Origin of the sequence: Rhizobium sp. C104 (genome assembly GCF_022354505.1) — a bacterium.
Taxonomy (GTDB): Bacteria; Pseudomonadota; Alphaproteobacteria; order Rhizobiales; family Rhizobiaceae; genus Rhizobium; species Rhizobium redzepovicii.
This window is the reverse complement of the sequence record NZ_CP092348.1, coordinates 3901265-3923743: the sequence shown is the minus strand read 5'-3', so window position 1 is coordinate 3923743 and position 22479 is coordinate 3901265. Positions and strand designations below refer to the sequence as shown.

Below are 22479 nucleotides of genomic sequence, written 5' to 3'. Positions count from 1 at the left end.
CCTTCCATCCTTTCGTCCCTGCGAACATATGGTGATGGCGCGAACTCTTTCAATCGGCCCCGCTTTTAGACGCCGCGTCGGGTCGCGGCCTTGTCCATCGCCTTGGCGAGCTTGAAATCCAGCTCCGTCAGTCCGCCGGCATCATGCGTATTCAGCGTGACATCCACCCTGGAATAGACGTTGAACCATTCGGGATGGTGGTTGAGTTTTTCGGCGGTGATCGCCGCCTCGGTCATAAAGCCGAATGCCTCGATGAAATTCGAAAACTTGAAGGTCTTCGATATTGATGAAGCCGCCTCATTGAGTACCCAGCCCGCAAGCCCGGCCAGTTGCGCCTCGACCGCGGTCCGTTCCAGTCTTTCCATTTTCATGCCATGGTCCTCTCATCTGCCGATAGGTTTACCGATGAAACGCATCAGCATCCTCTTCGTTTGCATGGGCAATATATGCCGTTCTCCGCTCGCGGAAGGAATTTTCAGCCATCTGGTCGCCGAGGCGGGCTTGACCGGCCGTTTCACGGTCGATTCCGCCGGCACCGGCGGCTGGCATGAAGGCGCACCGCCCGACCAGCGGTCGATTGCCACCGCCAAAAGCCACGGCATCGATATCTTGAGGCAACGCGCCCGCCGAATCCGCTCCAGCGATTTCAGGGATTTCGATCTGATCCTGGCGATGGACCGCGACAATGTGGCGGCGCTCGAAACGATCGCGCCGCCTGAGGCGACCATCGGCCTCTTCGGCGATATCGCGCTTGGAACGGGAGAGGATATTCCCGATCCCTATTATGGCGGCCCGGCAGGTTTCGAGCTGGTCTATACCAGAACTCTTGACCGGCTGCAGCAGCCTGCTCGAAGCGCTGGGCACCGAGCGCGCCTCGTGCAGCGGGAACACTTCCTCGGTGAGGTAGGGCCCGCCGCCGACCGATTCGCGCGACGACAGCAGCACGAAACGCGGCGCCGTGAAGGTTGACGTGTGGAAATTGCCGCGTCCGGCCAGATATTGCACGACATCGTCGAGCCGCGAGGATTTGAGCCGTGCCAGCGTCACATGCGGAGTGAATTTGCGGGGATCTGGCGGCAGCCCGATGCGCTGGCAGATCCGCTCGATCTCGCCCTGCAGGGCATACATCTCCGGCGATTGAGAAACGCCGGCCCAGACCGAATGCGGTTTCTTCGAGCCGAAGGAACCAATGCCTTCGAGCCGGAACTGGAATTCCGGCCGATCGATCCGGTCGAGGCGTTCTACGATTTCATCGGCCGTGCGGCCGTCGACATCACCGATAAAGCGCAGGGTGATGTGGTAATTTTCCACATCGATCCATCGTGCTCCGGGGAGGCCACCGCGCAGCAATGAAAGGCTCATCGCCGCATTGCGCGGAATTTCGAGGGCGGTAAACAGTCTCGGCATAACGAGCACTCCCCAAATCTTTTGCAGTGCTTACACGGAATCATGCAATCAATGACCGCGCAAGCCCCTATTTCTTCACAGAAGAAATCGTCCCGACGAAATTTGTGACATCGGCTTCCATCTTCTGAACCATGACATCGACGCCCTTCGCATTCGGATGCATGCCGTCGTCGAGTTTAAGCCCCGCATCGAGCGCCACGCCGTCGAGAAAGAAGGCATAGAGCTTAACTCCGTGTTTCTCCGAAAGTTTCCGATAAATCGGATTGAAGCGTGCAGCATAATCCGCCCCCATATTGGGCGGCGCCATCATGCCGACCAGCAGCACGGCAATGCCGCGCTCCTTCAGCCGCGTTATCATCTGGTCGAGATTTTTCTCGCTTTCTTCTGGCGGGATGCCGCGCAGCGCATCGTTGGCGCCGAGTTCGAGGATGACGCCGTCGGTACCGTCGGGTATCGACCAGTCGATCCGCGCAAGCCCCCCTGTCGTCGTGTCGCCGGAGACCCCGGCATTGGCAATAGTGACGTCTAGCCCCTTCGCCTTCAGGGCCGCCTGCAGCTTTTCCGGAAAGCCGTCGCCGGGCGGCAATTGGTAGCCCGCCATCAAACTGTCCCCAAAACCGACGAGGTTGATCGTCCGGGCATTGGCTGCGGCGGCAAAGATCAGTGAGACGGCAATGACGGTGAATTGAAGCGCGGCAACTTTAAATCTCATTCTGGCTTCCCTAGATTGGCGAAGTGCCGTTATGCGGCTGTTTCGTTATAGATTTATATAGGGCGATTTCTGTTGGCAAAAACCATCATCGAGTTGAAGGGCGCCGATCTGACGCTTGGCAGTGCGGCCGCTTCGGTGCATGTGCTGAAGGGCATCGACCTCGATATCACATCAGGCGAATCCGTCGGCATCGTCGGCCCGTCCGGATCCGGCAAGTCGACCCTGCTGATGGTGCTTGCCGGGCTGGAGAAGCTCGACAGCGGCGAAATCAATATCAACAACACGCCGATCCACGCGCTGAGCGAGGATCAGGTCGCCGATTTCCGCGGCCGCAACATCGGCATCGTCTTCCAGTCCTTCCACTTGATCGCCAACATGACGGCGCTGGAAAACGTCGCCGTGCCGCTCGAACTTGCCAATGTCGGCAACGCCTTCGAGATCGCCCATCGCGAGCTGAAGTCGGTCGGCCTCGGTGAACGGCTGAACCACTATCCCGGCCAGCTTTCCGGCGGCGAACAGCAGCGCGTGGCGATCGCCAGGGCGCTCGCCCCCTCGCCCGCCCTGCTGATCGCCGATGAGCCCACAGGCAATCTCGACACCGAGACCGGCCGTCAGATCGCCGACTTGCTGTTTTCCAAACAGGCCGAACGCGGCATGACTTTGCTTCTCGTCACCCACGACGTCTCGCTTGCGAACCGCTGCTCGCGCCAGATCCGCGTCCGATCCGGCCGGATCGAAGGCGACAGCGCCACCCGCCGTAGCGAGGCGGCAATCGCATGAGCATCATCACGCCGCGCGTTTCGCTCGCTTTTCGCCTGGCGCTCCGCGAGCTGCGCGGCGGCATTCGCGGCTTTTACATCTTCCTCGCCTGCATCGCGCTCGGCACCGGGGCGATTGCCGCCGTCAATTCGGTCTCACAGTCGATCATCGATACGATCGCCTCGCAGGGACAGGAGCTCTTGGCCGGCGACGTCCGTTTCGAACTCAACAACCGCGAAGCCACGCCTGAGGAAATGGCTTTCCTCGACGGCCTCGGTACCGTTTCGGTGTCGACCGGCCTGCGCTCGATGGCCCGCAAGCCTGACGGTTCCGATCAGGCGCTGGTGGAGGTCAAGGCGGTCGACGACGCCTACCCGCTCTACGGCAGCTTCAAAGCCGAGCCGGACTATCCGCTCGCAGCTCTGCTTTCGGGCCAGGGCGGCACCTATGGCGCCGTGGCAGCGCCCCTCCTTCTCGATCGGCTGGGGCTTGCGGTCGGGGATGAATTGCTGCTTGGCAACGTCAAGCTCAGCATCACCGGCACCGTCAAAACCGAGCCGGATGCGCTGTCGGAAGGTTTCGGTTTTGCGCCGCGTCTGCTGGTCAGCCGCCGGGCGCTCGAAGCCTCCGGGCTGATCCAGACGGGAAGCCTGGTCGAACATGCCTATAAGATCCGGCTGGAAGACAAGGGCGCAATGTCGGGCATCCAGGCGCGCGCCGCCAAGGAATTCCCTTCTGCCGGCTGGGCCGTTCGGACCAGCGACCGCGCCGCGCCCTCGCTCACCGAAAACATCAACCGCTTCTCGCAGTTCCTGACGCTGGTCGGCCTCACCGCGCTGATCGTCGGGGGCGTCGGCGTCGCCAATGCCGTCCGCGCCTTCCTCGATTCCAAGCGCACCACCATCGCAACCTTCAAATGCCTCGGTGCGCCGGCGCAGGTCGTCGTTCTGATCTATCTTTTCCAGATCGCCATCATCGCCCTTGGCGGCATCACGATCGGCCTTCTCATCGGCGCCCTGTCGCCGATCTTCGCCGCCCAGTTTCTGGCGCAGTTCCTGCCGGTCTCGACGGCGCCGACGCTTTATCCCGGCGCCTTGCTGCTGGCGACGCTCTTCGGCATCCTGACGACGCTCGCCTTCGCCATCCTGCCGCTCGGCCATGCCCGCGAAGTGCCGGCGACCGCGCTCTTCCGCGAGCAGGGCTTCGAGGCCCGCCGCCTTCCCTCCTGGCCCTACATCCTGCTGGCCGCGCTGTTCATGGTCGCCCTTGCCGGCCTTGCCATCCTCACCGCCTATGACCGCTTCATTGCCGTCGTCTTCGTCGGCGCGATCGTCTTCGCCTTCGTCGTGCTGCGCCTGGTCGCAGCAGCGATCGCCTGGCTTGCGCGTCGCAGCCCGCGGGTCAACTCGCCGGCATTGCGGCTTGCGATCGGCAACATCCACCGCCCCGGCGCATCGACGCCCTCGGTCGTGCTCTCGCTCGGCCTCGGCCTGGCATTGCTGGTGACGCTGACCCTTATCGACGGAAACCTGCGCCAGCAGCTGACCGGCCGCATGAATGAGGGCGCGCCGAACTTCTTCTTCGTCGATATCCAGAGCGCCGAGGTCGATGCTTTCCGTGCTCTCGTCCAGGCACAGGCGCCGAAGGGCAAGCTGATGGAAGTGCCGATGCTGCGCGGCCGGATCATCGCCTTCAACGGCGAGGACGTCAGCAAGATGAACGTCCCGGCCGCCGGCCGCTGGGTGCTGAACGGCGATCGCGGCATCACCTACGCCGACACCCTGCCGGAAAATGCCGCGCTGACCGAAGGCAGCTGGTGGGACAAGGATTACAGCGGCGAGCCGCTCGTCTCCTTCTCCTCGGAAGAAGCCCATGAACTCGGCCTGAAGATCGGCGACAAGGTCACTGTCAACGTGCTCGGCCGCAACATCACCGCGAAGATCGCCAATCTGCGCCGCGTCCAATGGGAATCGCTATCGATCAATTTCGTCATGGTCTTCTCGCCGAATACCTTTCGCGGCGCCCCGCATGCGTGGCTGGCGACGCTGACCGATCCCGCCTCGACGCCGGCAGAAGATGCGGCGATCCTGAAATCCGTCACCAACACCTATCCGACGATCACCAGTGTGCGCGTCAAGGACGCGATCGATATCGTCAACCAGCTGGTGGCGCAGCTTGCAACCGCAATCCGCGCCGCAGCCTCGGTCGCCCTCATCGCCTCGATCCTCGTCCTTGCCGGGGCCCTTGCCGCCGGAAACCGGGCGCGCACGCACGACGCGGTGGTGCTGAAGACGCTCGGCGCCACCCGCGCCATGCTCATTCGCGCCTTCAGCTACGAATATCTGATCCTGGGGCTGGCAACCGCGATCTTCGCGCTGATGGCCGGCAGCGTTGCCGCCTGGTTCATCGTCGCCCGCATCATGCACCTGCCCTCGACCTTCCTGCCCGATGTGGCGGGGCTGACACTCGTCACCGCCCTCGTCCTGACGGTCGGCATCGGCCTGATCGGCACCTGGCGCATCCTCGGCCAGAAGGCCGCACCCGTCCTGCGCGAGCTTTGACCGGGCAGCGGCAGCCAAACCCTTCACCTTACGGCGATTTAACCGGCCGGGCTGTTGCAACCCTCTTGTTTGCGATGAACGAAAGCCTCATATTGTCGGCAGGCATGCTGGAGCTCCGCAGCGGCGCCCGGGTCGAAAACCCGACACCGTATCTCCATCGGAGCTTTTAAGAGGAAACTATGGCTGACCTTCGTAACTATCAAAGCCGCGCTCAGACCGGCGAGATGATTGATCAAGGCCTGCGCGCTTATATGCTCAAGGTTTACAACCTGATGGCGCTGGGTCTGGCGATCACCGGCGTGGCGGCATATCTCGGATTCAACTTCGCTGTTCAGGACGGACAACTCACCCAGTTCGGCGTGCTGCTGTTCCAGTCGCCCTTGCGCTGGGTCGTGATCCTCGCGCCTCTCGCGGCTGTCTTCTTCCTGAGCTTCCGCATCAATAGCATGAGCGTGGCCGCCGCACAGACGACCTTCTGGGTCTATGCCGGCCTGGTCGGCCTGTCGCTCTCGTCGATCTTCCTGGTCTACACGGGCCAGAGCGTCGTTCAGACCTTCTTCGTCACCGCCGCCTCCTTCGGCGCGCTGTCGCTTTACGGCTACACGACGAAGCGTGATCTGTCAGCGATGGGTTCGTTCCTGGTCATGGGTCTTTTCGGCCTGATCATCGCTTCGATCGTCAACGTCTTCTTGGCCTCGTCGGCCATGCAGTTTGCGATCTCGGTGATCGGCGTTCTGATCTTCGCCGGCCTCACCGCCTACGACACGCAGCGGATCAAGGAACTGTACCTAGAAGCCGATGACGTCGCCGTGGCCGGCCGCAAGGCGATCATGGGCGCGCTGACGCTCTATCTCGACTTCATCAACCTCTTCATGTTCCTGCTGCAGTTCATGGGCAACCGCAAATAAGCAAGCGGACAGAGATCGAAAAGGCGGCTTCGGCCGCCTTTTTTGTTGCGCTCATTTTGCCGGGATGGTTTTAGAGGAGCCCTGCCTTCCTGATGGACCAGCCGCCAATGTCATTCCTCCTGCGCGACGCGTCGCAAGCCGATATTCCCGCCATCACCGGTATCTACCGGGAATCCGTTCTGAACGGCACGTCGAGCTACGAGATCACCCCGCCATCCGAGGCGGAGATGGCGCAGCGTTTTGCGGCGATCGTCGGCCAGCAATATCCCTATATCGCCGCAGCCGGTGCGGATGGCGGCATGCTCGGTTATGCCTATGCCTCGGCCTTTCGCGTCCGCCCGGCCTATCGCTGGATGGTCGAGGATTCGATCTATCTGGCGCCCGAAGCCCGCGGCCTCGGCATCGGCAAAGCATTGATGGCCGAACTGATCGACCGCTGCACCAATCTCGGTTTTCGTCAGATGATCGCCGTCATCGGCGGCGCCAGCCCCGCCTCGATCGCGCTTCATCTCAAGACGGGCTTCGTGGAGGTCGGCCTGATGCGGGGCGCCGGCTACAAACACGGCCGCTGGCTGGATACGATGCTCATGCAGCGCGTCCTCGGCGAGGGCATGACGACCGATCCGGATCCCTCCGCCTATCCCGGCACGCTGTTTGCCGGCTGATGCATGTGCCCGGAAGCGTGAAGCGGTTCCGGGATAACGACATGCAGAAAAAAGCGTCCTACTTGTCGACGAGCTTCAGCGCCTTGTCGAACACCTTCAGCACCTGGTTCAACTCGTGACCGCGCTTCAGGATGGTGCCGTGGACGTTGATCACGGAATAGGCGCCCTGTTTGGCGGCGAGCTTGGGATTTTTCTCGATGCGGAAGAGCGGCATTTCGCCGGAGCGCTTGAAGACGGAGAACACCGCTTTGTCCTTCAGGTGATCGATGGCGTAATCGCGCCATTCGCCGTCACCGACCATACGACCGTAGATCCAGAGGATCGCGTCCAGTTCGCGCCGATGAAAGGTCACCGGAAGCGGGTCCTTGCTCTGCTTGTATTCCCTGAGATCGACGACGACTGAGGAACTATTGTCGACGGAACGGCTTTCGCCGTGTCGCAAATCCGGCTGATCTGTCATTCAGTCTCCAAGGCCTCTGCATGTGACAGGAGGGTGACAGTGTGCCCGAGCCGCCGCAAATTGCAAGAGCGCCGGCCGTCACATTCGGCCGCACTACAGCGCCGCGCGCAGCCCGCATGAACGCTGTAGCACTTTGAATCGGCGCATCGTCCGATGCGCGTGACAGCGCTGTCGCTTTCTCGGCAGCGCCGCATTTCAGTCAAAACAGCGCCTCATTTGCAGGAGATTTATGAATCCCGGTTTGGCGCCAGCGCGCCAAAGGGCCCGGCGGAGCGTATCGACCTTAACCCCAGCCCCGAATACGCTCAGCCGGGCCGCCCGGTACTTCACCCGCAAGCGGATGAAATCTCAGATATTTTTGCCAGCCATTACCACGGTCGCGCCAAGGATCGCCGCCGGATCGCCGTTGTCGTCCGCCGATTGCAGCAGGATCGCGCAGCCCTCGAGCTGCGGCCGCTGCAGGACGCTGGCCGGCAGCGTCAGACTGGTCGCGTTGCCGTCCCACATGCCGACCGTTTCGACATTGGTGACGCTGTGCAGATAGGACAGCTTCTTTCCGCTGTTCTCGCCTTTTTCGACCTCGATCGTCTTTTCCTTGTCGAAATAGACCATCACCACATTGGCTTTGCCCTGCCCCGCGCCGATCTTGATTTCCAGCTCGTCGCCGCGCATTGCCGCGCTGATGGGAACGGTCAGCCCGTTGCCTTCGCCGCTATAGGTGTCGATCTTGCTGTTGATGCCGTTGAGATCGGCGCCGGCCAGGTGGCCGCGCCCGTTGACGATCGCCTGCGGCGTATAGACGTTGCTGCGGCCCATTGTTCTCGCATAGCCGTATTGCCGCTCGGTGTTTTCCTTGGAGCTCAGCGTATCGGCCCAGCCGAGATAATTCCAGTAATCGACATGATAGGCGAGCGCGATGACATCGCCCTGGCTCACCAGCTTGCGGAAAGCGGCGTCAGCAGGAGGACAGGAAGAGCAGCCCTGCGCCGTGAAAAGTTCGACGACACCTTTCGGCGTGCCGTCTTCGGCCTGTAGCGGGCCTGAGAGAACAACGCCGGCGATCAGCGGAATCAAAAAACGGGGGGACATTCACCTGCACCTCTTTTTCAGCGCCGACGGCGTGATTGAACCGAAGGCACTGACATATGAACGTACGAATAATCCTTCCGGGTCCAAACGAAAAGTCACGAACGGGTGAGACGCAGCGCGACCGGAACCCGCATAAAACAAATCATCGTGAGCCCCCGCAAATCCCGTCGCCACAAAGAAAGGCCGCCGGAAACTGCTCTCCGGCGGCCATTATCATGCGAGGCTATTAACAATCAGGCAGCGAGGTCGCGCAGAACCGTCTGCAGGATGCCGCCATTGTTGAGGTAGACCACCTCATCGAGCGTATCGACGCGCGACAGCAGCGGAACTTCCTTCACGGTGCCGTCGCCATAGGTGATCTTGGCGATCTTCTTCTCACGCGGCTTGATCTTGTCGAGGCCTTCGATGGTGACGAGCTCGTCGCCCTTCAGGCCGAGGCTCTGCCAGGTCGTGCCCTCTTCGAAGACGAAGGGGATGACGCCCATGCCGACCAGGTTCGAGCGATGGATACGCTCGAAGGATTGAGCGACGACAGCCTTGACGCCGAGGAGGTTGGTGCCCTTGGCAGCCCAGTCGCGCGAAGAGCCGTTGCCGTATTCGACACCGGCGAAGATGACGAGCGGCACGCCTTCGGCCTTGTACTGCATGGCGGCGTCGTAGATCGATGTCTCCTCCTTCGACGGATAGTGTATGGTGTAACCACCTTCCTTGCCGTTCGGGCCGAGCATGTGGTTGCGGATGCGGATATTGGCAAACGTGCCGCGCATCATCACTTCATGGTTGCCGCGGCGCGTGCCGTACTGGTTGAAGTCGGCAACGGCGACCTCGTGGTCGATGAGGTAAGCGCCGGCCGGCGACGCCGCCTTGATCGAACCGGCCGGCGAAATGTGGTCGGTGGTGATCTTGTCGCCGAACAGGCCGAGGACGCGTGCGCCCTTGATGTCGGAGACGCCGGTGCCCTTCTTGCCCATGCCGACGAAGTAAGGCGGGTTCTGGACATAGGTCGAATTGTCATCCCAGGCATAGGTCTGGCCCGGCGGAACCTGAACGGCCTGCCAGTTGACGTCGCCCTTGAAGACGTCGGCATACTTGCTTTCGTAAAGCTCGCGGGTCACGTATTTCAGGATGAATTCCTGGACTTCCTTCGAGGTCGGCCAGATGTCCTTGAGATAGACCGGGTTGCCGTTCTGGTCTTCGCCGATCGGCTCCTTGGTCAGGTCCTTCTGCACCGTGCCGGCGAGCGCATAGGCGACGACGAGCGGCGGCGAAGCCAGATAATTCGCCTGCACATCGGGCGAAATGCGTCCTTCGAAGTTACGGTTGCCGGAGAGAACGCCCGATACGATCAGGCCCTTGTCGTTGATCGTCTTCGAGATCGGCGCCGGCAGCGGGCCGGAATTGCCGATGCAGGTGGTGCAGCCGAAGCCGACGAGGTTGAAGCCGAGCTTATCGAGATCGGCCTGCAGGCCCGACTTGGCGAGATATTCACCGACGACCTGCGATCCCGGCGCCAGCGAGGTCTTGACCCACGGCTTGGTCTTCAATCCCTTGGCAACGGCGTTGCGGGCGAGAAGGCCGGCGGCGATCAGCACCGACGGGTTGGAGGTGTTGGTGCAGGACGTGATGGCGGCAATCGCCACGTCGCCATGACCGAGATCGAAATCCGTGCCTTCGACCGCGTAGCGGTTGTCGAGCTGGCCGGGCTTCTTGTAGTCGGCTTCCATTGAGCCGGCAAAACCGGAGGCAATGTTTTCGAGCGCGATGCGGCCTTCCGGACGCTTCGGGCCGGCCATCGACGGCACGACGTCGCCGAGGTCGAGTTCCAGCGTGTCGGTGAAGACGAGATCCGAACCGTCGCCGTCACGCCACATGCCCTGGGCCTTCGAATAGGCTTCGACGAGCGCGATCCGGTCATGCGTGCGGCCGGACATGGTGAGGTAGTTGATGGTTTCCCCATCGACCGGGAAGAAGCCGCAGGTAGCGCCGTATTCCGGCCCCATGTTGCCGATCGTTGCGCGGTCGGCGAGCGGCATATTGTCCATGCCGGGACCGAAAAATTCGACGAACTTCGAAACGACGCCCTTCTTGCGCAGCATCTGCACGACGGTCAGAACGAGGTCGGTCGCGGTCACGCCTTCCTTGAGCTTGCCGGTCAGCTTGAAGCCGATGACTTCAGGAAGCAGCATCGAGACCGGCTGGCCGAGCATCGCCGCTTCAGCTTCGATACCGCCGACGCCCCAGCCGAGCACGCCGAGACCATTGATCATCGTCGTATGGCTGTCGGTGCCGACGCAGGTATCGGGATAGGCGATCGTCTCGCCGTCTTCTTCCTTGGTCCAGACGGTCTGGCCGAGATATTCGAGATTGACCTGGTGACAGATGCCGGTGCCGGGGGAACAACGCGGAAATTCTTGAAGGCCTGCTGCCCCCACTTCAGGAAGCGGTAGCGCTCGCCGTTGCGCTGGTATTCCAGCTCGACGTTACGGGCGAAGGCCTGCGGCGTACCGAACTCGTCGACGATGACCGAGTGGTCAATGACGAGATCGACGGGAACCAGCGGGTTGATCTTCTCGGGATCGCCGCCGAGGGACACCATCGCGTCGCGCATCGCGGCAAGATCGACAACGGCCGGAACGCCGGTAAAGTCCTGCATCAGCACGCGCGCCGGGCGATAGGCGATCTCGTTTTCGACTGCACCCTTATTGTTCAGCCATTCGGCAACGGCCAGGATGTGCTCCTTGGTGACCGACTGGCCGTCTTCGAAACGCAGCAGGTTTTCCAGCAACACCTTCATCGAATAGGGAAGCTTCGAGACGCCGGGCAGACCGTTTGCCTCAGCCTTGGGCAGGCTGTAATAGACATAGTCCTTTCCACCAACGGAAAGCGTGGAACGACAATTGAAACTGTCAAGAGATTTAGACACGAGAGACCCCGTTTCTGATAGCCAACACAGTCGTGCGAACGCCTATGCACTTAATGCACATCAGGATGCGGGTACGGCCATTTCCGCTGTCCGCACGTGGAACGGATGCTCCAAGTTCGGCGCAAGGATGAAATTCACGCCGACCGCTGGCGTGGTTGCCGGTCTTATAGATAATTTCCTAAAAACTTGCCATACCCGAGCAAGGTCAAAATCGGAGATTTTTTGACCACTCCGGAAGCCGAAACCAAGAAAGAGCCGACGCATGCATCTCACTGCCGAAAATCTGGCTGCAAGGCGCGGTGAGGACCTGATTTTCGTAAACATTTCCTTTCACTTGGCCGCCGGCGGGGCGCTCGTCCTGACGGGCAGAAATGGATCGGGAAAGTCCACTTTACTGCGCGTCGTCGCCGGCCTCCTGAGGCCGGACAAGGGCACTGTCATCTTCCGCGACGGAGAGGGCCGGGAAGACAGGCATCCGGGCGAGGCCAGCCACTACCTCGGCCATCGGAACGCAATGAAGAATGAACTTACGGTTGCAGAAAATCTCGACTTCTGGCGCAGCTTTCTCGGAAGTACCGGCTCCTCCGTCGAGGATGCGGCTAACGCCGTCGGCCTGTCGGGGATAACCCATCTTCCCTTCGGTTACCTCTCCGCCGGCCAGCAGCGCCGGATAGCTTTCGCCAAACTGCTCGTCGCCCACCGCCCCGTCTGGATCCTCGACGAACCCACGGCGGCACTCGATGCCAGCGCCGACCGGCTGTTGGCCGGGTTGATCGAAGCGCATCTGGCAGAAGGCGGCATCGTGCTGGCAGCGACACATCAGCCGCTGGGATTGAAGAATACGCAGGAATTGAAGATGACGGGTTTTTCACGTGTGGATGCGGGGGTATGGGGATGATGGTTTGCCGTGTCGCTACCCCCCTCTGCCCTGCCGGGCATCTCCCCCACAAGGGGGAGATCGGCCAGGGGGGCCCTCTTGCCCCAATGAAACGCCGCAGATAGCCGCGGCCGCTCGGCGCACGATTAAGGTTTCGCGAAGCCGGTGCATCTTGCCAATCTCCCCCCTTGTGGGGGAGATGCCCGGCAGGGCAGAGGGGGGTGCCGCCCCATCAACCGCACAGAGCCGCCCCGCATGATCGCCCTCTTCCTCCGCGATCTCAAACTCTCGATCCGCGCCGGCGGCGGCGCGCTGGTCGGGGTGCTGTTCTTTCTGACGGTCGTCGCCGTCATCCCCTTCGGCGTCGGTCCCGATCTCAAGCTGCTGTCGCGCATCGGCCCCGCCATCGTCTGGATCGGCGCGCTGCTGGCCGCACTTCTCGGCCTCGACCGGCTGTTCCAGGCCGAGCGCGACGACGGCTCGCTCGACCTGATGCTGATGCAGGATACGCCGCTCGTTCTCACCGTACTCGTCAAATGCTTCGCCCACTGGACGGCGACCAGCCTGCCGCTGGTCATCGCCTCGCCGCTGCTCGGCCTGTTCATGAACATGGACGAGGCGGCGATCGGCGCGACGGCGCTGACGCTTCTTGTCGGCTCGCCCGCCATCACCTTCATCGGCGCCGTCGGCGCCGCCGTCGCCGTGGCGCTGCCGCGCGGCGGCCTGCTGGTCTCGATCCTTGTGTTGCCGCTGACCATCCCGGTGCTGATCTTCGGCGTCAGCGCCGCCTATGCCGCGGTCGAGGATCCCGCCCCGTTCCTGCCGCCTTTCCTCATCCTCATCGCGCTGACGCTGTTCTTTGCCGTCATCGGCCCGGCTGCCGCCGCGCTGGCGCTGCGAAACACGACGGATTGAGCAGCCATTCGATTGCGGGAAAAGCCGGATCAAGGTAAGGAAGCGGACATGAGCCAAACGAGCCTTGCCATCAGCAAATTCAGCGATCTCGCCAACCCGACGCGGTTTCTGGCGCTGGCGGCACGCGTCATTCCGTGGCTGGCCGGCATCACCGCCCTCTGTTTTCTGATCGGCCTCTACCTCAGCTTCTCCACAGAGGGCGATTACCAGCAGGGCGAGACCGTGCGCATCATGTATGTCCACGTACCCGCGGCCTGGCTGTCGATGATGTGCTACACGATCATGAGCGTCTCGGCGATCGGCACGCTGGTCTGGCGCCATCCGCTCGCCGACGTATCCGCCAGGGCCGCAGCCCCGCTCGGCGCCACCTTCACCCTGCTCGCCCTCGTCACCGGCTCGCTCTGGGGCAAGCCGATGTGGGGTACCTGGTGGGTCTGGGATGCGCGGCTGACCTCCGTTTTCGTTCTCTTCCTGATGTATCTCGGCCTGATTGCGCTCGGCCGCGCCATCGACGATCCGTCGAAGGCCGCGCGCGTTTCCGCCGTCCTCATCCTCGTCGGTTTCATCAACATCCCGATCATCAAATTCTCGGTCGAGTGGTGGAACACGCTGCATCAGTCGGCAAGCGTGATGCGCCTCGACGGCCCGGCGATCGATCCGGAATTCCTGCGGCCGCTCTTCGTCATGGCGATTGCCTTCACCCTGCTCTTCTTCACGCTGCATATCATGGCGATGCGCAACGAGATCTGGCGCCGCCGCATCGCCGCCCAGCGCCGTCTTGCCGCCCGCATGGCGAGCCGGGAGGAGTAGCTGGTGACGCATGCCTTCTACGTTTACGCCTCCTACGGCTTTGCAGCATTCATGACGGCCGCCGTCACGCTCTGGACCTGGGCCGACGGTCGGGCGCGCCGCCGGGAACTCGCAGCGCTTGAAGCCGCCGGCATCCGCCGCCGCTCGGCCCGCAAAAGGGACAGCGAATGAGCGAGACGCCCGAAACCGGAATCACCAAGCCGCACGGCCTTGGCCGTTATGCTCTGGCGCTTCTGCCGCTGATCGTTTTCGGCGGCATTGCGGCAACGGCCGCAAAGATGCTCTACGACCAGGATTTCCACGGCAAGAACATCGCCGAAATCCCCTCCGCCCTGATCGGCACCAAGGCACCGGCACTGGACCTGCCGCCGCTCGAGGGCGCCAATCTGCCGGCGCTGACCGATACGGCCATCAAGGGCAAGCTGACCCTCGTCAACGTCTTCGCCTCCTGGTGCGTCCCCTGCCGCGACGAACATCCCGTGTTGAAAGAACTGGCGAAAGACGGCCGGCTGAACATCGTCGCCATCAACTACAAGGACCAGAACGACAACGCCCTGCGTTTCCTCGGCGAACTCGGCAATCCCTATCAGGCGATCGGCATCGACCCGAACGGCAAGGCGGCGATCGACTGGGGCGTCTACGGCATCCCGGAAAGCTATCTGGTCGCCCCGGACGGCACGATCCTCTACAAACGCGTCGGCCCCTTCGACGATATCAGCCTGAAGGAAGGGCTGTTTCCGGCGATGGAAAAAGCGTTGGGGAAGCCAGGTTCGTAAGAGCTCTCCCAAGAAAACCCCTCCCCAACCCCTCCTCACAAGGGGGAGGGACTGAACTTGGCGCACGTATGGTGCCAAAGTAACCTCTGCGGATGAAACGGTGAAGTGGAAAACGCCGGGCGCGGCACTCAGGCCCCTCCCCCTTATGAAGAGGGTTGCGGAGGGGTCATAATCAAACGCGGTTTATTACCCGCCCTGCCAGACCTTGATCGCCTCCACCGGCCAGATCAGCATCACCACGTTCAACGTCAGATTATCGCGGATTACATAGCCGGTGAAAACTTCGAAGAAGATCGCGATCGCCACCGTCAGCGCCACCGGCGCCCGCGATGCGAAGAAGAAGCCGATGCACATGAAGACGGTGTCCATTGCCGAATTCAGGATGCTGTCGCCGTAATAGTCGAGTGCGATCGTCGCCGTGCGATAGCGGTCGATGATCAGCGGCGAATTTTCGAGCAGTTCCCAGCCGGATTCGATGACGAGCGCCAGCAACAGCTTTGCCGCCGGCGGCTTGCGGCGCAGGACGAGATGGCCGAGCCCGTAGAACAGGAAGCCGTGGATGATATGCGACGGCGTGTACCAATCCGACAGATGCTGCGAATTGCCGCTGGTATTGACCCCGCCCTCCCACAGCTTGACATAACCGCAGGAGCAGATCGGCACGCGGCCCATCAGATATTCGGCGACGATCTGAGCAACCAGCACCGCAAGGCAGGCGACGAACCAGAAACTCTGGTGTCTCACACGATATTCGGCCTCTGTAGCGCTCATTTTTCGCCGTCCGTTTCCGGGTTGAGGCTATGCTTGAGCACCAGCGGCATCTGCGCCAGGGTGAAGATGATGGTGATCGGCATCGTGCCCCAGACCTTGAAGGCCACCCAGGTATCGTCCGAAAAATTGCGCCAGACGACTTCGTTCAGCACGGCAAGGAACAGGAAGAAGATGCCCCAGCGGATGGTGAGCTTGCGCCAGCCTTCGGCATCGAGCTGGAACGCGGCGTTGAAGACATAGCCGAGCAGCGATCGGCCGAAAGCAAGCCCGCCGAGCAGCGCCACCCCGAAGAGCGCGTTGACGATGGTCGGCTTCATCTTGATGAAGGTCTCGTTCTGCAGCCAGATCGACAACGAGCCGAAGATGACGACGACGATGCCGGAGACGAAGGGCATGATCGGCAGATGGCCGAGCACGATCTTCGAGACGACAAGTGAAAGGATCGTCGCCGCCATGAAAAGCCCGGTTGCGACGAACAGCGGTCCACCAAGCTCGGAAAGAGCAGGAAATTTCTCCACCAGCCACGGACCGCGCAAATTGGCAAAGAAGAAGATCAACAGCGGCCCGAGTTCGAGCGCCAGCTTCAGCAGCGGGTGATGCCGGTCGGCCGCGGTCGGGGTGATATCGCTTTCGGTGCTCATGCGTTCGTCAAACCTGCTATTCCTGACAATCTGGTTGCCGGCCGTGCCTTGCAGGCTCTCGGCGGCATATCTGTGGCATCATTGCGGAAGTCCGGCAATGGCATGGGCGAAATCCTCGGCCTCGAACGGTTCCAGATCGTCGACGCCCTCGCCGATACCGATGAAGTAGACCGGCAGCTTGTGCTTGGCCGAAATGGCGACGAGGATGCCGCCGCGCGCCGTGCCGTCGAGCTTGGTCATGATCAGCCCGTTGACGCCGGCGACGTTGCGGAAGATCTCGACCTGGCTGAGCGCGTTCTGCCCCGTCGTGGCATCGAGCGTCTGCAGCACGGTGTGCGGCGCATCGGGATCGAGTTTGCCGAGCACGCGCACGATCTTCTCGAGTTCGGCCATCAGCTCGGCCTTGTTCTGCAGGCGGCCGGCGGTATCGACGATCAGCACATCGCATTTTTTCGCCTTCGCCTGTTCGAAGGCATCATAGGCAAGGCCGGCGGCATCTGCGCCAAGCTTGGTGCCGATGAATTCGGAGTTCGTCCGCTCGGCCCAGATCTTCAACTGCTCGATCGCGGCCGCACGGAACGTATCGCCGGCCGCCAGCATCACCTTCAGCCCGGCGCCGGAAAGTTTTGCTGCAAGCTTGCCGATCGTCGTCGTTTTGCCGGTGCCGTTGACGCCGACGACGAGGATGACATGCGGCTTGTGCGAGAGGTCGAGCTGCAGCGGCTTGGCGACCGGCTTCAGGACCTTGGCGATTTCAGACGCCATGATCCGGCTGACATCCTCGCCGGTGACATCCTTGCCGTAGCGCTCGGACGCCAGCGTGTCGGTGACGCGCAGCGCCGTCTCGACGCCGAGATCGGCCTGGATCAGCAGGTCTTCGAGATCCTGCAGCGTCTCGTCATCGAGCTTGCGCTTCGTGAAGAGCGCGGTGATCTGGCCGGTCAGCTGCGAGGAGGTGCGCGCAAGACCGTTGCGCAGACGCTGGAACCAGCTGAGCTTCGGCTGCAACATAACCGGCTCCGGCTCGACGACCTTCGGGCCGGTGGCGAAGCCTTTGGGGAGGATGGGAGAGCCAATCTCCGGTTTTGCCGGGGGGCTGCCCCCTCTACCCTGCCGGGCATCTCCTCCACAGGTGGGGAGATTGGCTGGGAGGGCGAATCCAGTCCTGCATCATCCTGAGTCGGAATGTCTTCCGGTTCAGTTGGAATCTCTTCCGGAAGCTTTTCGACGATCTCTTCGAGGTCGGCCGGCTGTTCTAGTGCTCCGGTCTCCACATGATCTCCCGCCTGGTGGGCGAGATGTCCCAGAGGGACAGAAAGGGGTATTTCCGCAAGGGTTTCGGCGACCGCCTGGATTTCAGTCTCCGCCTCCGCTGCTGCCTCGGCTTCCAGCAATGAAAGCGGCACGACACCCATGTCGCGCAATTGGTCGGCGGCGGGCAGGATTGCGGATTCGACATCATCTTCAGCAACCGACGTCTCGACCCCGCCCTCGTCAATATCTGAAGCGGGCCCGCCGGCGGTATCCATTTCCTCGGCCAGCACTGGATCGTCAGCAACCGGCAGATCTTCGACGCGCGAACGCGGCTCCAACTCCTTTTCCACGGCCGCAGGCACAGGTTCTTCAGCCGGCTTGCCGAAGGTGAAGACCTTTTTGATGAAACTGAGCGCCATGGGGATTCCGTGAAAGTCAGGCCGCGGCTGCGGCCGTCAATTGCATGTCGAGATGCTTGCCATTGTGGCCGGTGATCGTGACCGGCACAAGTTCGCCGGGACGAAGGCCGGGCGCGGCGACCAGCGTGAAATTCTCCGTATGCGCCAGGCCGTTGTTTTCAACAAGCAGCCATTGCCGGGTTCCGATCATCCCATCGAGATGGGATTGATGCAGCCTATGTCCAGTGGCGCGCAGCCTTGCGGCGCGATCCTTGACCAGCGACCGGTCGAGTTGCGGCATGCGCGCTGCCGGCGTGCCGGGACGCGGACTGTAGGGGAAGACATGCAGATGGGCGATACCAACCTCTTCGGCCAGCCGCACGGCATTGTCGAACATGTCTTCGGTTTCTGTGGGAAAGCCGGCGATCATATCGGCGCCGAAGCTCATCTCGGGGCGAAGGCGACGCGCATCCTCGATGAAACGCAGCGCATCGGCGCGCAAATGCCGGCGCTTCATGCGCTTCAGCATCATGTCGTCGCCGTGCTGCAGCGAGAGATGCAGATGCGGCATGAAGCGTGGCTCGTCGGCGATGAGATCCATCAGGTGGGCATCGGCTTCGATGCTGTCGATCGAGGAAAGCCGCAGGCGGCGTATATCGGGGATCTGCTTCAGAAGGGTCTTCGCCAAAAGCCCGAGCGTCGGGGCGCCCGGCAGATCGCCGCCGTAACTGGTGGCATCGACGCCGGTCAGTACGATTTCGCGGTAACCGCCGTCGACGAGATTGCGGGCCTGGTCGACGACAGCTCCCATCGGCACGGAGCGGGAATTGCCGCGGCCATAGGGAATGATGCAGAAGGTGCAGCGATGGTCGCAGCCGTTCTGCACCTGGATGAAGGCGCGCACATGGCCGTCGATATGCCTGACCATCTGCGGCGCCGTCGCCTTGACGCTCATGATGTCGTTGACGCGAAGTTTCTCTTCGGCCGAAACGCCGAAATCCGGCAGGCTGCGATAGGAGGCGCTCGTCAGCTTCTCCTCGTTGCCGAGCACGGCATCGACCTCCGCCATCGCGGCAAAGGTCTGCTTTTCCGTCTGCGCGGCGCAGCCGGTGACGATGATGCGGGCATGCGGATTGTCGCGCCGTGCCCGGCGGATCGCCTGGCGGGCCTGGCGCACGGCCTCGCCGGTCACGGCACAGGTATTGACCAGGACGGCGTTGTTGAGCCCGGCCTTCTCAGCCTGCGCCTTCATCACTTCGGATTCATAGGTGTTGAGGCGGCAGCCGAAGGTAATGACCTCGATGCCGCTCACTGCGCCTCCGCCTCTCGGGTACCATCGCGCGACCAGAGACCGGTCGAAGGATCGACCCTGCCCGACCATTCCCATTCGGCCGGGCCGGTCATGATGACGTGATCGTCGCGCTCGCGCCATTCGATACAAAGCGTGGCCGGCGGCTTGGCGCTTGCCACATTGATCGTCACCTTACGGCCGGTGCGGCCGGTGCGCGCAGCACTGACGGCAGCAGAACAGGCAGCCGAGCCGCAGGCAAGCGTCAGCCCCGCGCCGCGCTCCCAGGTGCGCGTCGTCATCGATGTCGGCGAGGTCACCTGCGCCAGCGTGATATTGGCCCGCTCGGGAAACATCGGATGGTTTTCGAGCAGCGGCCCGAAGCGGGCGAGATCGTAGGACATAACGTCCCGGTCCACCCAGAAGATCGCATGCGGATTGCCCATCGACATGACGGACGGCGAATGCAGCACCGGCTTGTCGATCGGGCCGATCTGCAGCTCGATGCGGCTGGTATCGTGGAATTCTTCCGCCAGCGGGATTCTGTCCCAATCGAAGACCGGCCGGCCCATATCGACCGAAATCGTCCCGTCCTCGTGCTCGACGGCGTTGAGGATGCCGGCGACCGTCTGGAAGGTGAAGACCTTCCTACCGGTCTCGGCGGCAAGTGCCTGCACGACGCAACGCGTGCCGTTGCCGCAAGCCTGCGCCTTCGAGCCGTCGGAATTCAGGATATCGATGAAGGCATCGGTGCCGTCGGCCTTCGGATCATGGATCGCCATGATCTGGTCGAACTCGGTCTCAGGATCGGCATTGAGTGCCACCGCCGCCGCAGGCGTCACCTTATCCGGCCGGCCGCGCATATCGACGACCAGGATCTTGTTGCCAAGCCCGTTCATCCTCGCGAATTCGACCGTTGCGCTCATGGTATCATTCCGTCCGTGTTTCCGCTGTATATGGCGGAAATGCGAAGGAATTACCAGTGGGCGAGTGCGGCGCAGCTATTGCCGCCGGTCGCTCTTTCGAGGCCGTCCGGTTTTACGGCTCAACACCGTCGGAAGCAAAAGACGCCGCATGCGCTTCGACGATGGCGGCGGTAATGACCTTTCTCAGCTCGTAGACCAGCGAGCGGGACCGTTTGCGATCCAGATCCTGTGCCGCTTTGGCAAGACTAAGGCCTTCGTTCAGAACAATATGATGGGCCCGTGCAAGTGCCCAGCTTTCAATATCAGGATTGATCATTCGTATCTCCGCCGGATCATCCGGCATCAAGGATATTCACGAATCATTTTTACAGGATGCACTTAAGTAGAAAGTAGAATCATAAGCAGAATATTTTGCAACTGGCCTCTATGGCGTTTGGACTGTCCGCGGGAAATTAAACCGGTCGTGCCCGGACCACGCACGCTCTGGGAACGCCCGTTATGCGGTCTTCGGTCCCATTCGCTTGACTTTCCCGCCGCTTTCCTGTTTATCGCGCCCAATCTGCGACGAGCCGCATGACTCCGAGCCGCCGACCGGGACCTGAGATCCCGGAGGTCAACACCCGACAGCGCGATGCGCCCTCGGGTGCTTTTTGGCTTTGCGTCTTGTTTTCGTCAAGGAAAAGCACGACGTTTCCGGGCAGATCGAACCCGCCCGAAACGTATCAAGGAAGAGCCGATGTTTGAAAACCTCCAGGACCGTCTTGGATCCATTCTGAATGGACTGACAGGCCGTGGCGCGCTTTCGGAAGCCGATGTTTCCGCAGCGCTGCGAGAGGTTCGCCGTGCGCTGCTCGAGGCCGACGTCGCGCTCGACGTCGTGCGTTCCTTCACCGACCGCGTGCGTGAAAAGGCCGTCGGCGCCGAGATTCTGAAGTCGATCAAACCCGGCCAGATGGTCGTCAAGATCGTGCATGACGAGCTGATCGAGATGCTGGGCGGCGAAGGGGTCGGCATCGACCTGCATGCGCCCGCCCCCGTCGTCGTCATGATGGTCGGCCTGCAGGGTTCCGGCAAGACGACGACGTCGGCGAAAATTGCCCATCGCCTGTCGACACGCGAGAAGAAGAAGGTGCTGATGGCGTCGCTCGACACGCGCCGTCCGGCAGCCCAGGAGCAGCTTCGCCAGCTTGGCGCGCAGGCCAATATCGACACGCTGCCCATCATATCAGGCCAGTCGCCGACGGATATCGCCGCCCGCGCCGTGCAGGCGGCAAGGCTCGGCGGCCACGACGTCGTCATCCTCGACACCGCCGGCCGCACCCATATCGACGAGCCCTTGATGGTCGAGATGGCCGACATCAAGAAGCGCTCGAACCCGCATGAAATCCTGCTGGTCGCCGACTCACTCACCGGTCAGGACGCCGTCAACCTCGCCCGCAGTTTCGACGAACGCGTCGGCATCACCGGTCTGGTGCTGACCCGCATGGACGGCGATGGCCGCGGCGGTGCCGCCCTTTCCATGCGCGCCGTCACCGGCAAGCCGATCAAGCTGATCGGCGTCGGCGAGAAGATGAGCGAGCTCGAGGAGTTCCATCCCCGCCGTATCGCCGACCGCATCCTCGGCATGGGCGACATCGTCTCGCTCGTGGAGCGCGCGGCGGAGAACATCGACGCCGAGAAGGCGGCCGCCATGGCCGCCAAGATGGCCAAGGGCAAGTTCGACCTCGACGATCTCGCCGACCAGCTGCGCCAGATGCAGAAGATGGGCGGCATGGGCGGCATCATGGGGATGATGCCCGGCATGGCCGGTATGAAGGACAAGATGGCCGCAGCCGGCCTCGACGACAGACTTTTCGGTCGCCAGATCGCCATCATCCAGTCGATGACCAAGGCCGAGCGCGCCAATCCCGATCTGCTCAAGCATTCGCGCAAGAAGCGCATCGCCGCCGGCTCCGGCACCGATGCCGCCGCCATCAACAAGCTTCTGAAGATGCACCGCCAGATGGCCGACATGATGAAGATGATGGGCGGCAAGGGCAAAGGCGGCATGATGAAGCAGATGATGGGCGGCCTTGCCGGCAAGATGGGGCTTGGCGGCGGCCTGGGCGGTATGGGCGGTGGCATGCCCGATCTCTCGAATATCGATCCTCGGCAGCTCGAGGCCCTGCAGAAGCAGGCCGAAGCAGCGGGACTTGGAAAGCCGGGTGGGGGTATGCCCGGTCTCGGCGGTCTGCCGGGTGGTTTGCCTGGCCTCGGCGGCGCCAAGCTGCCGGGCCTTGGCGGTGGTTTCCCGGGATTGCCCGGATTGCCGAAGAAGAAGTGAAAGGATCGCTTGCCCC

The 22479-nt window shown here is 62.2% G+C and carries 19 protein-coding genes and 4 pseudogenes; 11 read left to right on the top strand and 12 right to left on the bottom strand.

Annotated features, from left to right (window positions below; genetic code table 11):
• Window positions 1-65: 65 nt before the first annotated feature.
• Window positions 66-371 (bottom strand): 4a-hydroxytetrahydrobiopterin dehydratase, encoded by a 306-nt coding sequence (locus MF410_RS20455; protein WP_097624944.1) that lies wholly within the window; start codon window positions 369-371, stop codon window positions 66-68.
• Between MF410_RS20455 and MF410_RS20450 the strand changes: the two are divergent.
• A pseudogene (locus MF410_RS20450) lies at window positions 253-780 on the top strand (low molecular weight protein-tyrosine-phosphatase); the annotation flags it as partial. The gene MF410_RS20455 and the pseudogene MF410_RS20450 sit on opposite strands and share 119 nt — an antisense overlap.
• Before the next feature lie 42 nt (window positions 781-822).
• Here MF410_RS20450 and thpR read toward each other — a convergent pair.
• Together thpR and MF410_RS20440 are read right to left on the bottom strand one after the other, a co-directional pair.
• A pseudogene (thpR, locus tag MF410_RS20445) lies at window positions 823-1407 on the bottom strand (RNA 2',3'-cyclic phosphodiesterase); the annotation flags it as partial.
• Window positions 1408-1474: 67 nt separating this feature from the next.
• The gene (locus MF410_RS20440; RefSeq protein WP_097624946.1) at window positions 1475-2119 is read right to left on the bottom strand and encodes an arylesterase; all 645 of its coding nucleotides are present in this window, start codon (window positions 2117-2119) and stop codon (window positions 1475-1477) included.
• 72 nt (window positions 2120-2191) lie between these two features.
• Between MF410_RS20440 and MF410_RS20435 the strand changes: the two genes are divergently transcribed.
• From MF410_RS20435 to MF410_RS20420, 4 genes are all read left to right on the top strand, one after another.
• Window positions 2192-2899: an ABC transporter ATP-binding protein gene (locus tag MF410_RS20435; protein ID WP_097624947.1), complete on the top strand. Its 708-nt coding sequence runs from the start codon at window positions 2192-2194 to the stop codon at window positions 2897-2899.
• On the top strand, window positions 2896-5439 hold the full coding sequence (locus MF410_RS20430) for an ABC transporter permease (RefSeq protein WP_239620001.1): 2544 nt from the start codon (window positions 2896-2898) through the stop codon (window positions 5437-5439). The genes MF410_RS20435 and MF410_RS20430 overlap by 4 nt, the downstream gene beginning before the upstream one ends.
• Window positions 5440-5618: 179 nt before the next feature.
• A complete protein-coding gene (locus tag MF410_RS20425) occupies window positions 5619-6347 on the top strand; it encodes a Bax inhibitor-1/YccA family protein (protein WP_097624949.1) in 729 nt (242 codons plus the stop codon).
• A gap of 107 nt (window positions 6348-6454) precedes the next feature.
• Entirely contained in the window at window positions 6455-7012 is a 558-nt protein-coding gene (locus MF410_RS20420; RefSeq protein WP_097625142.1) for a GNAT family N-acetyltransferase, read from the top strand.
• Window positions 7013-7070: 58 nt separating this feature from the next.
• Here MF410_RS20420 and MF410_RS20415 read toward each other — a convergent pair whose 3' ends face one another.
• From MF410_RS20415 to acnA, 3 genes and pseudogenes are all read right to left on the bottom strand, one after another.
• A complete protein-coding gene (locus tag MF410_RS20415; protein ID WP_097624950.1) occupies window positions 7071-7472 on the bottom strand; it encodes a DUF2794 domain-containing protein in 402 nt (133 codons plus the stop codon).
• Between the two features lie 348 nt (window positions 7473-7820).
• Window positions 7821-8561 (bottom strand): thioredoxin family protein, encoded by a 741-nt coding sequence (locus tag MF410_RS20410; protein WP_097624951.1) that lies wholly within the window; start codon window positions 8559-8561, stop codon window positions 7821-7823.
• 233 nt (window positions 8562-8794) lie between these two features.
• Window positions 8795-11484, bottom strand: a pseudogene (gene acnA / locus MF410_RS20405) (aconitate hydratase AcnA).
• A 262-nt stretch (window positions 11485-11746) separates the two neighbouring features.
• On the opposite strand from acnA, the gene ccmA reads away from it, so the two are divergent.
• The 5 genes from ccmA to MF410_RS20380 all read left to right on the top strand — a co-directional run bounded on the left by ccmA (window position 11747) and on the right by MF410_RS20380 (window position 14862).
• Window positions 11747-12382 carry a heme ABC exporter ATP-binding protein CcmA gene (gene ccmA, locus MF410_RS20400; protein WP_097624953.1) on the top strand — a complete coding sequence of 212 codons (636 nt, stop codon included), beginning with the start codon at window positions 11747-11749 and terminating at the stop codon, window positions 12380-12382.
• 234 nt (window positions 12383-12616) lie between these two features.
• A complete protein-coding gene (gene ccmB / locus MF410_RS20395; protein WP_097624954.1) occupies window positions 12617-13276 on the top strand; it encodes a heme exporter protein CcmB in 660 nt (219 codons plus the stop codon).
• Between the two features lie 48 nt (window positions 13277-13324).
• On the top strand, window positions 13325-14086 hold the full coding sequence (locus tag MF410_RS20390) for a heme ABC transporter permease (RefSeq protein WP_097624955.1): 762 nt from the start codon (window positions 13325-13327) through the stop codon (window positions 14084-14086).
• A gap of 3 nt (window positions 14087-14089) precedes the next feature.
• Window positions 14090-14257 carry a heme exporter protein CcmD gene (ccmD, locus tag MF410_RS20385; protein WP_097624956.1) on the top strand — a complete coding sequence of 56 codons (168 nt, stop codon included), beginning with the start codon at window positions 14090-14092 and terminating at the stop codon, window positions 14255-14257.
• On the top strand, window positions 14254-14862 hold the full coding sequence (locus tag MF410_RS20380) for a DsbE family thiol:disulfide interchange protein (RefSeq protein ID WP_097624957.1): 609 nt from the start codon (window positions 14254-14256) through the stop codon (window positions 14860-14862). The genes ccmD and MF410_RS20380 overlap by 4 nt, the downstream gene beginning before the upstream one ends.
• Window positions 14863-15048: 186 nt before the next feature.
• Here the strand turns inward: MF410_RS20380 and MF410_RS20375 are convergent, their stop codons facing one another.
• The 6 genes and pseudogenes from MF410_RS20375 to MF410_RS20350 form a co-directional block, all read right to left on the bottom strand.
• Window positions 15049-15633 carry a DUF2585 domain-containing protein gene (locus tag MF410_RS20375; protein ID WP_131710924.1) on the bottom strand — a complete coding sequence of 195 codons (585 nt, stop codon included), beginning with the start codon at window positions 15631-15633 and terminating at the stop codon, window positions 15049-15051.
• Window positions 15630-16274 carry a septation protein A gene (locus tag MF410_RS20370; RefSeq protein ID WP_097624959.1) on the bottom strand — a complete coding sequence of 215 codons (645 nt, stop codon included), beginning with the start codon at window positions 16272-16274 and terminating at the stop codon, window positions 15630-15632. Before MF410_RS20370 ends, MF410_RS20375 begins: the two co-directional genes overlap by 4 nt.
• Before the next feature lie 78 nt (window positions 16275-16352).
• Window positions 16353-17947, bottom strand: a pseudogene (gene ftsY, locus MF410_RS20365) (signal recognition particle-docking protein FtsY).
• A 16-nt stretch (window positions 17948-17963) separates the two neighbouring features.
• Entirely contained in the window at window positions 17964-19238 is a 1275-nt protein-coding gene (gene mtaB / locus MF410_RS20360) for a tRNA (N(6)-L-threonylcarbamoyladenosine(37)-C(2))-methylthiotransferase MtaB (protein ID WP_097624961.1), read from the bottom strand.
• On the bottom strand, window positions 19235-20140 hold the full coding sequence (gene dapF, locus MF410_RS20355) for a diaminopimelate epimerase (RefSeq protein ID WP_097624962.1): 906 nt from the start codon (window positions 20138-20140) through the stop codon (window positions 19235-19237). Before dapF ends, mtaB begins: the two co-directional genes overlap by 4 nt.
• A 112-nt stretch (window positions 20141-20252) precedes the next feature.
• Window positions 20253-20456 (bottom strand): hypothetical protein, encoded by a 204-nt coding sequence (locus MF410_RS20350; protein WP_097624963.1) that lies wholly within the window; start codon window positions 20454-20456, stop codon window positions 20253-20255.
• Between the two features lie 420 nt (window positions 20457-20876).
• Here MF410_RS20350 and ffh point away from each other — a divergent pair, with 420 nt between their 5' ends.
• Window positions 20877-22463, top strand: a complete 1587-nt coding sequence (gene ffh / locus MF410_RS20345; RefSeq protein WP_097624964.1) for a signal recognition particle protein — start codon at window positions 20877-20879, stop codon at window positions 22461-22463.
• Window positions 22464-22479: the final 16 nt, after the last annotated feature.

Coding starts and splice junctions, on each gene's coding strand:
- MF410_RS20455 (WP_097624944.1), bottom strand. CDS start 371: ATGAAAATGGAAAGACTGGAACGGACCGCGGTCGAGGCGCAACTGGCC.
- MF410_RS20440 (WP_097624946.1), bottom strand. CDS start 2,119: ATGAGATTTAAAGTTGCCGCGCTTCAATTCACCGTCATTGCCGTCTCA.
- MF410_RS20430 (WP_239620001.1), top strand. CDS start 2,896: ATGAGCATCATCACGCCGCGCGTTTCGCTCGCTTTTCGCCTGGCGCTC.
- MF410_RS20425 (WP_097624949.1), top strand. CDS start 5,619: ATGGCTGACCTTCGTAACTATCAAAGCCGCGCTCAGACCGGCGAGATG.
- MF410_RS20420 (WP_097625142.1), top strand. CDS start 6,455: ATGTCATTCCTCCTGCGCGACGCGTCGCAAGCCGATATTCCCGCCATC.
- MF410_RS20415 (WP_097624950.1), bottom strand. CDS start 7,472: ATGACAGATCAGCCGGATTTGCGACACGGCGAAAGCCGTTCCGTCGAC.
- MF410_RS20410 (WP_097624951.1), bottom strand. CDS start 8,561: ATGTCCCCCCGTTTTTTGATTCCGCTGATCGCCGGCGTTGTTCTCTCA.
- ccmA (WP_097624953.1), top strand. CDS start 11,747: ATGCATCTCACTGCCGAAAATCTGGCTGCAAGGCGCGGTGAGGACCTG.
- ccmB (WP_097624954.1), top strand. CDS start 12,617: ATGATCGCCCTCTTCCTCCGCGATCTCAAACTCTCGATCCGCGCCGGC.
- MF410_RS20390 (WP_097624955.1), top strand. CDS start 13,325: ATGAGCCAAACGAGCCTTGCCATCAGCAAATTCAGCGATCTCGCCAAC.
- MF410_RS20380 (WP_097624957.1), top strand. CDS start 14,254: ATGAGCGAGACGCCCGAAACCGGAATCACCAAGCCGCACGGCCTTGGC.
- MF410_RS20375 (WP_131710924.1), bottom strand. CDS start 15,633: ATGAGCGCTACAGAGGCCGAATATCGTGTGAGACACCAGAGTTTCTGG.
- MF410_RS20370 (WP_097624959.1), bottom strand. CDS start 16,274: ATGAGCACCGAAAGCGATATCACCCCGACCGCGGCCGACCGGCATCAC.
- dapF (WP_097624962.1), bottom strand. CDS start 20,140: ATGAGCGCAACGGTCGAATTCGCGAGGATGAACGGGCTTGGCAACAAG.
- MF410_RS20350 (WP_097624963.1), bottom strand. CDS start 20,456: ATGATCAATCCTGATATTGAAAGCTGGGCACTTGCACGGGCCCATCAT.
- ffh (WP_097624964.1), top strand. CDS start 20,877: ATGTTTGAAAACCTCCAGGACCGTCTTGGATCCATTCTGAATGGACTG.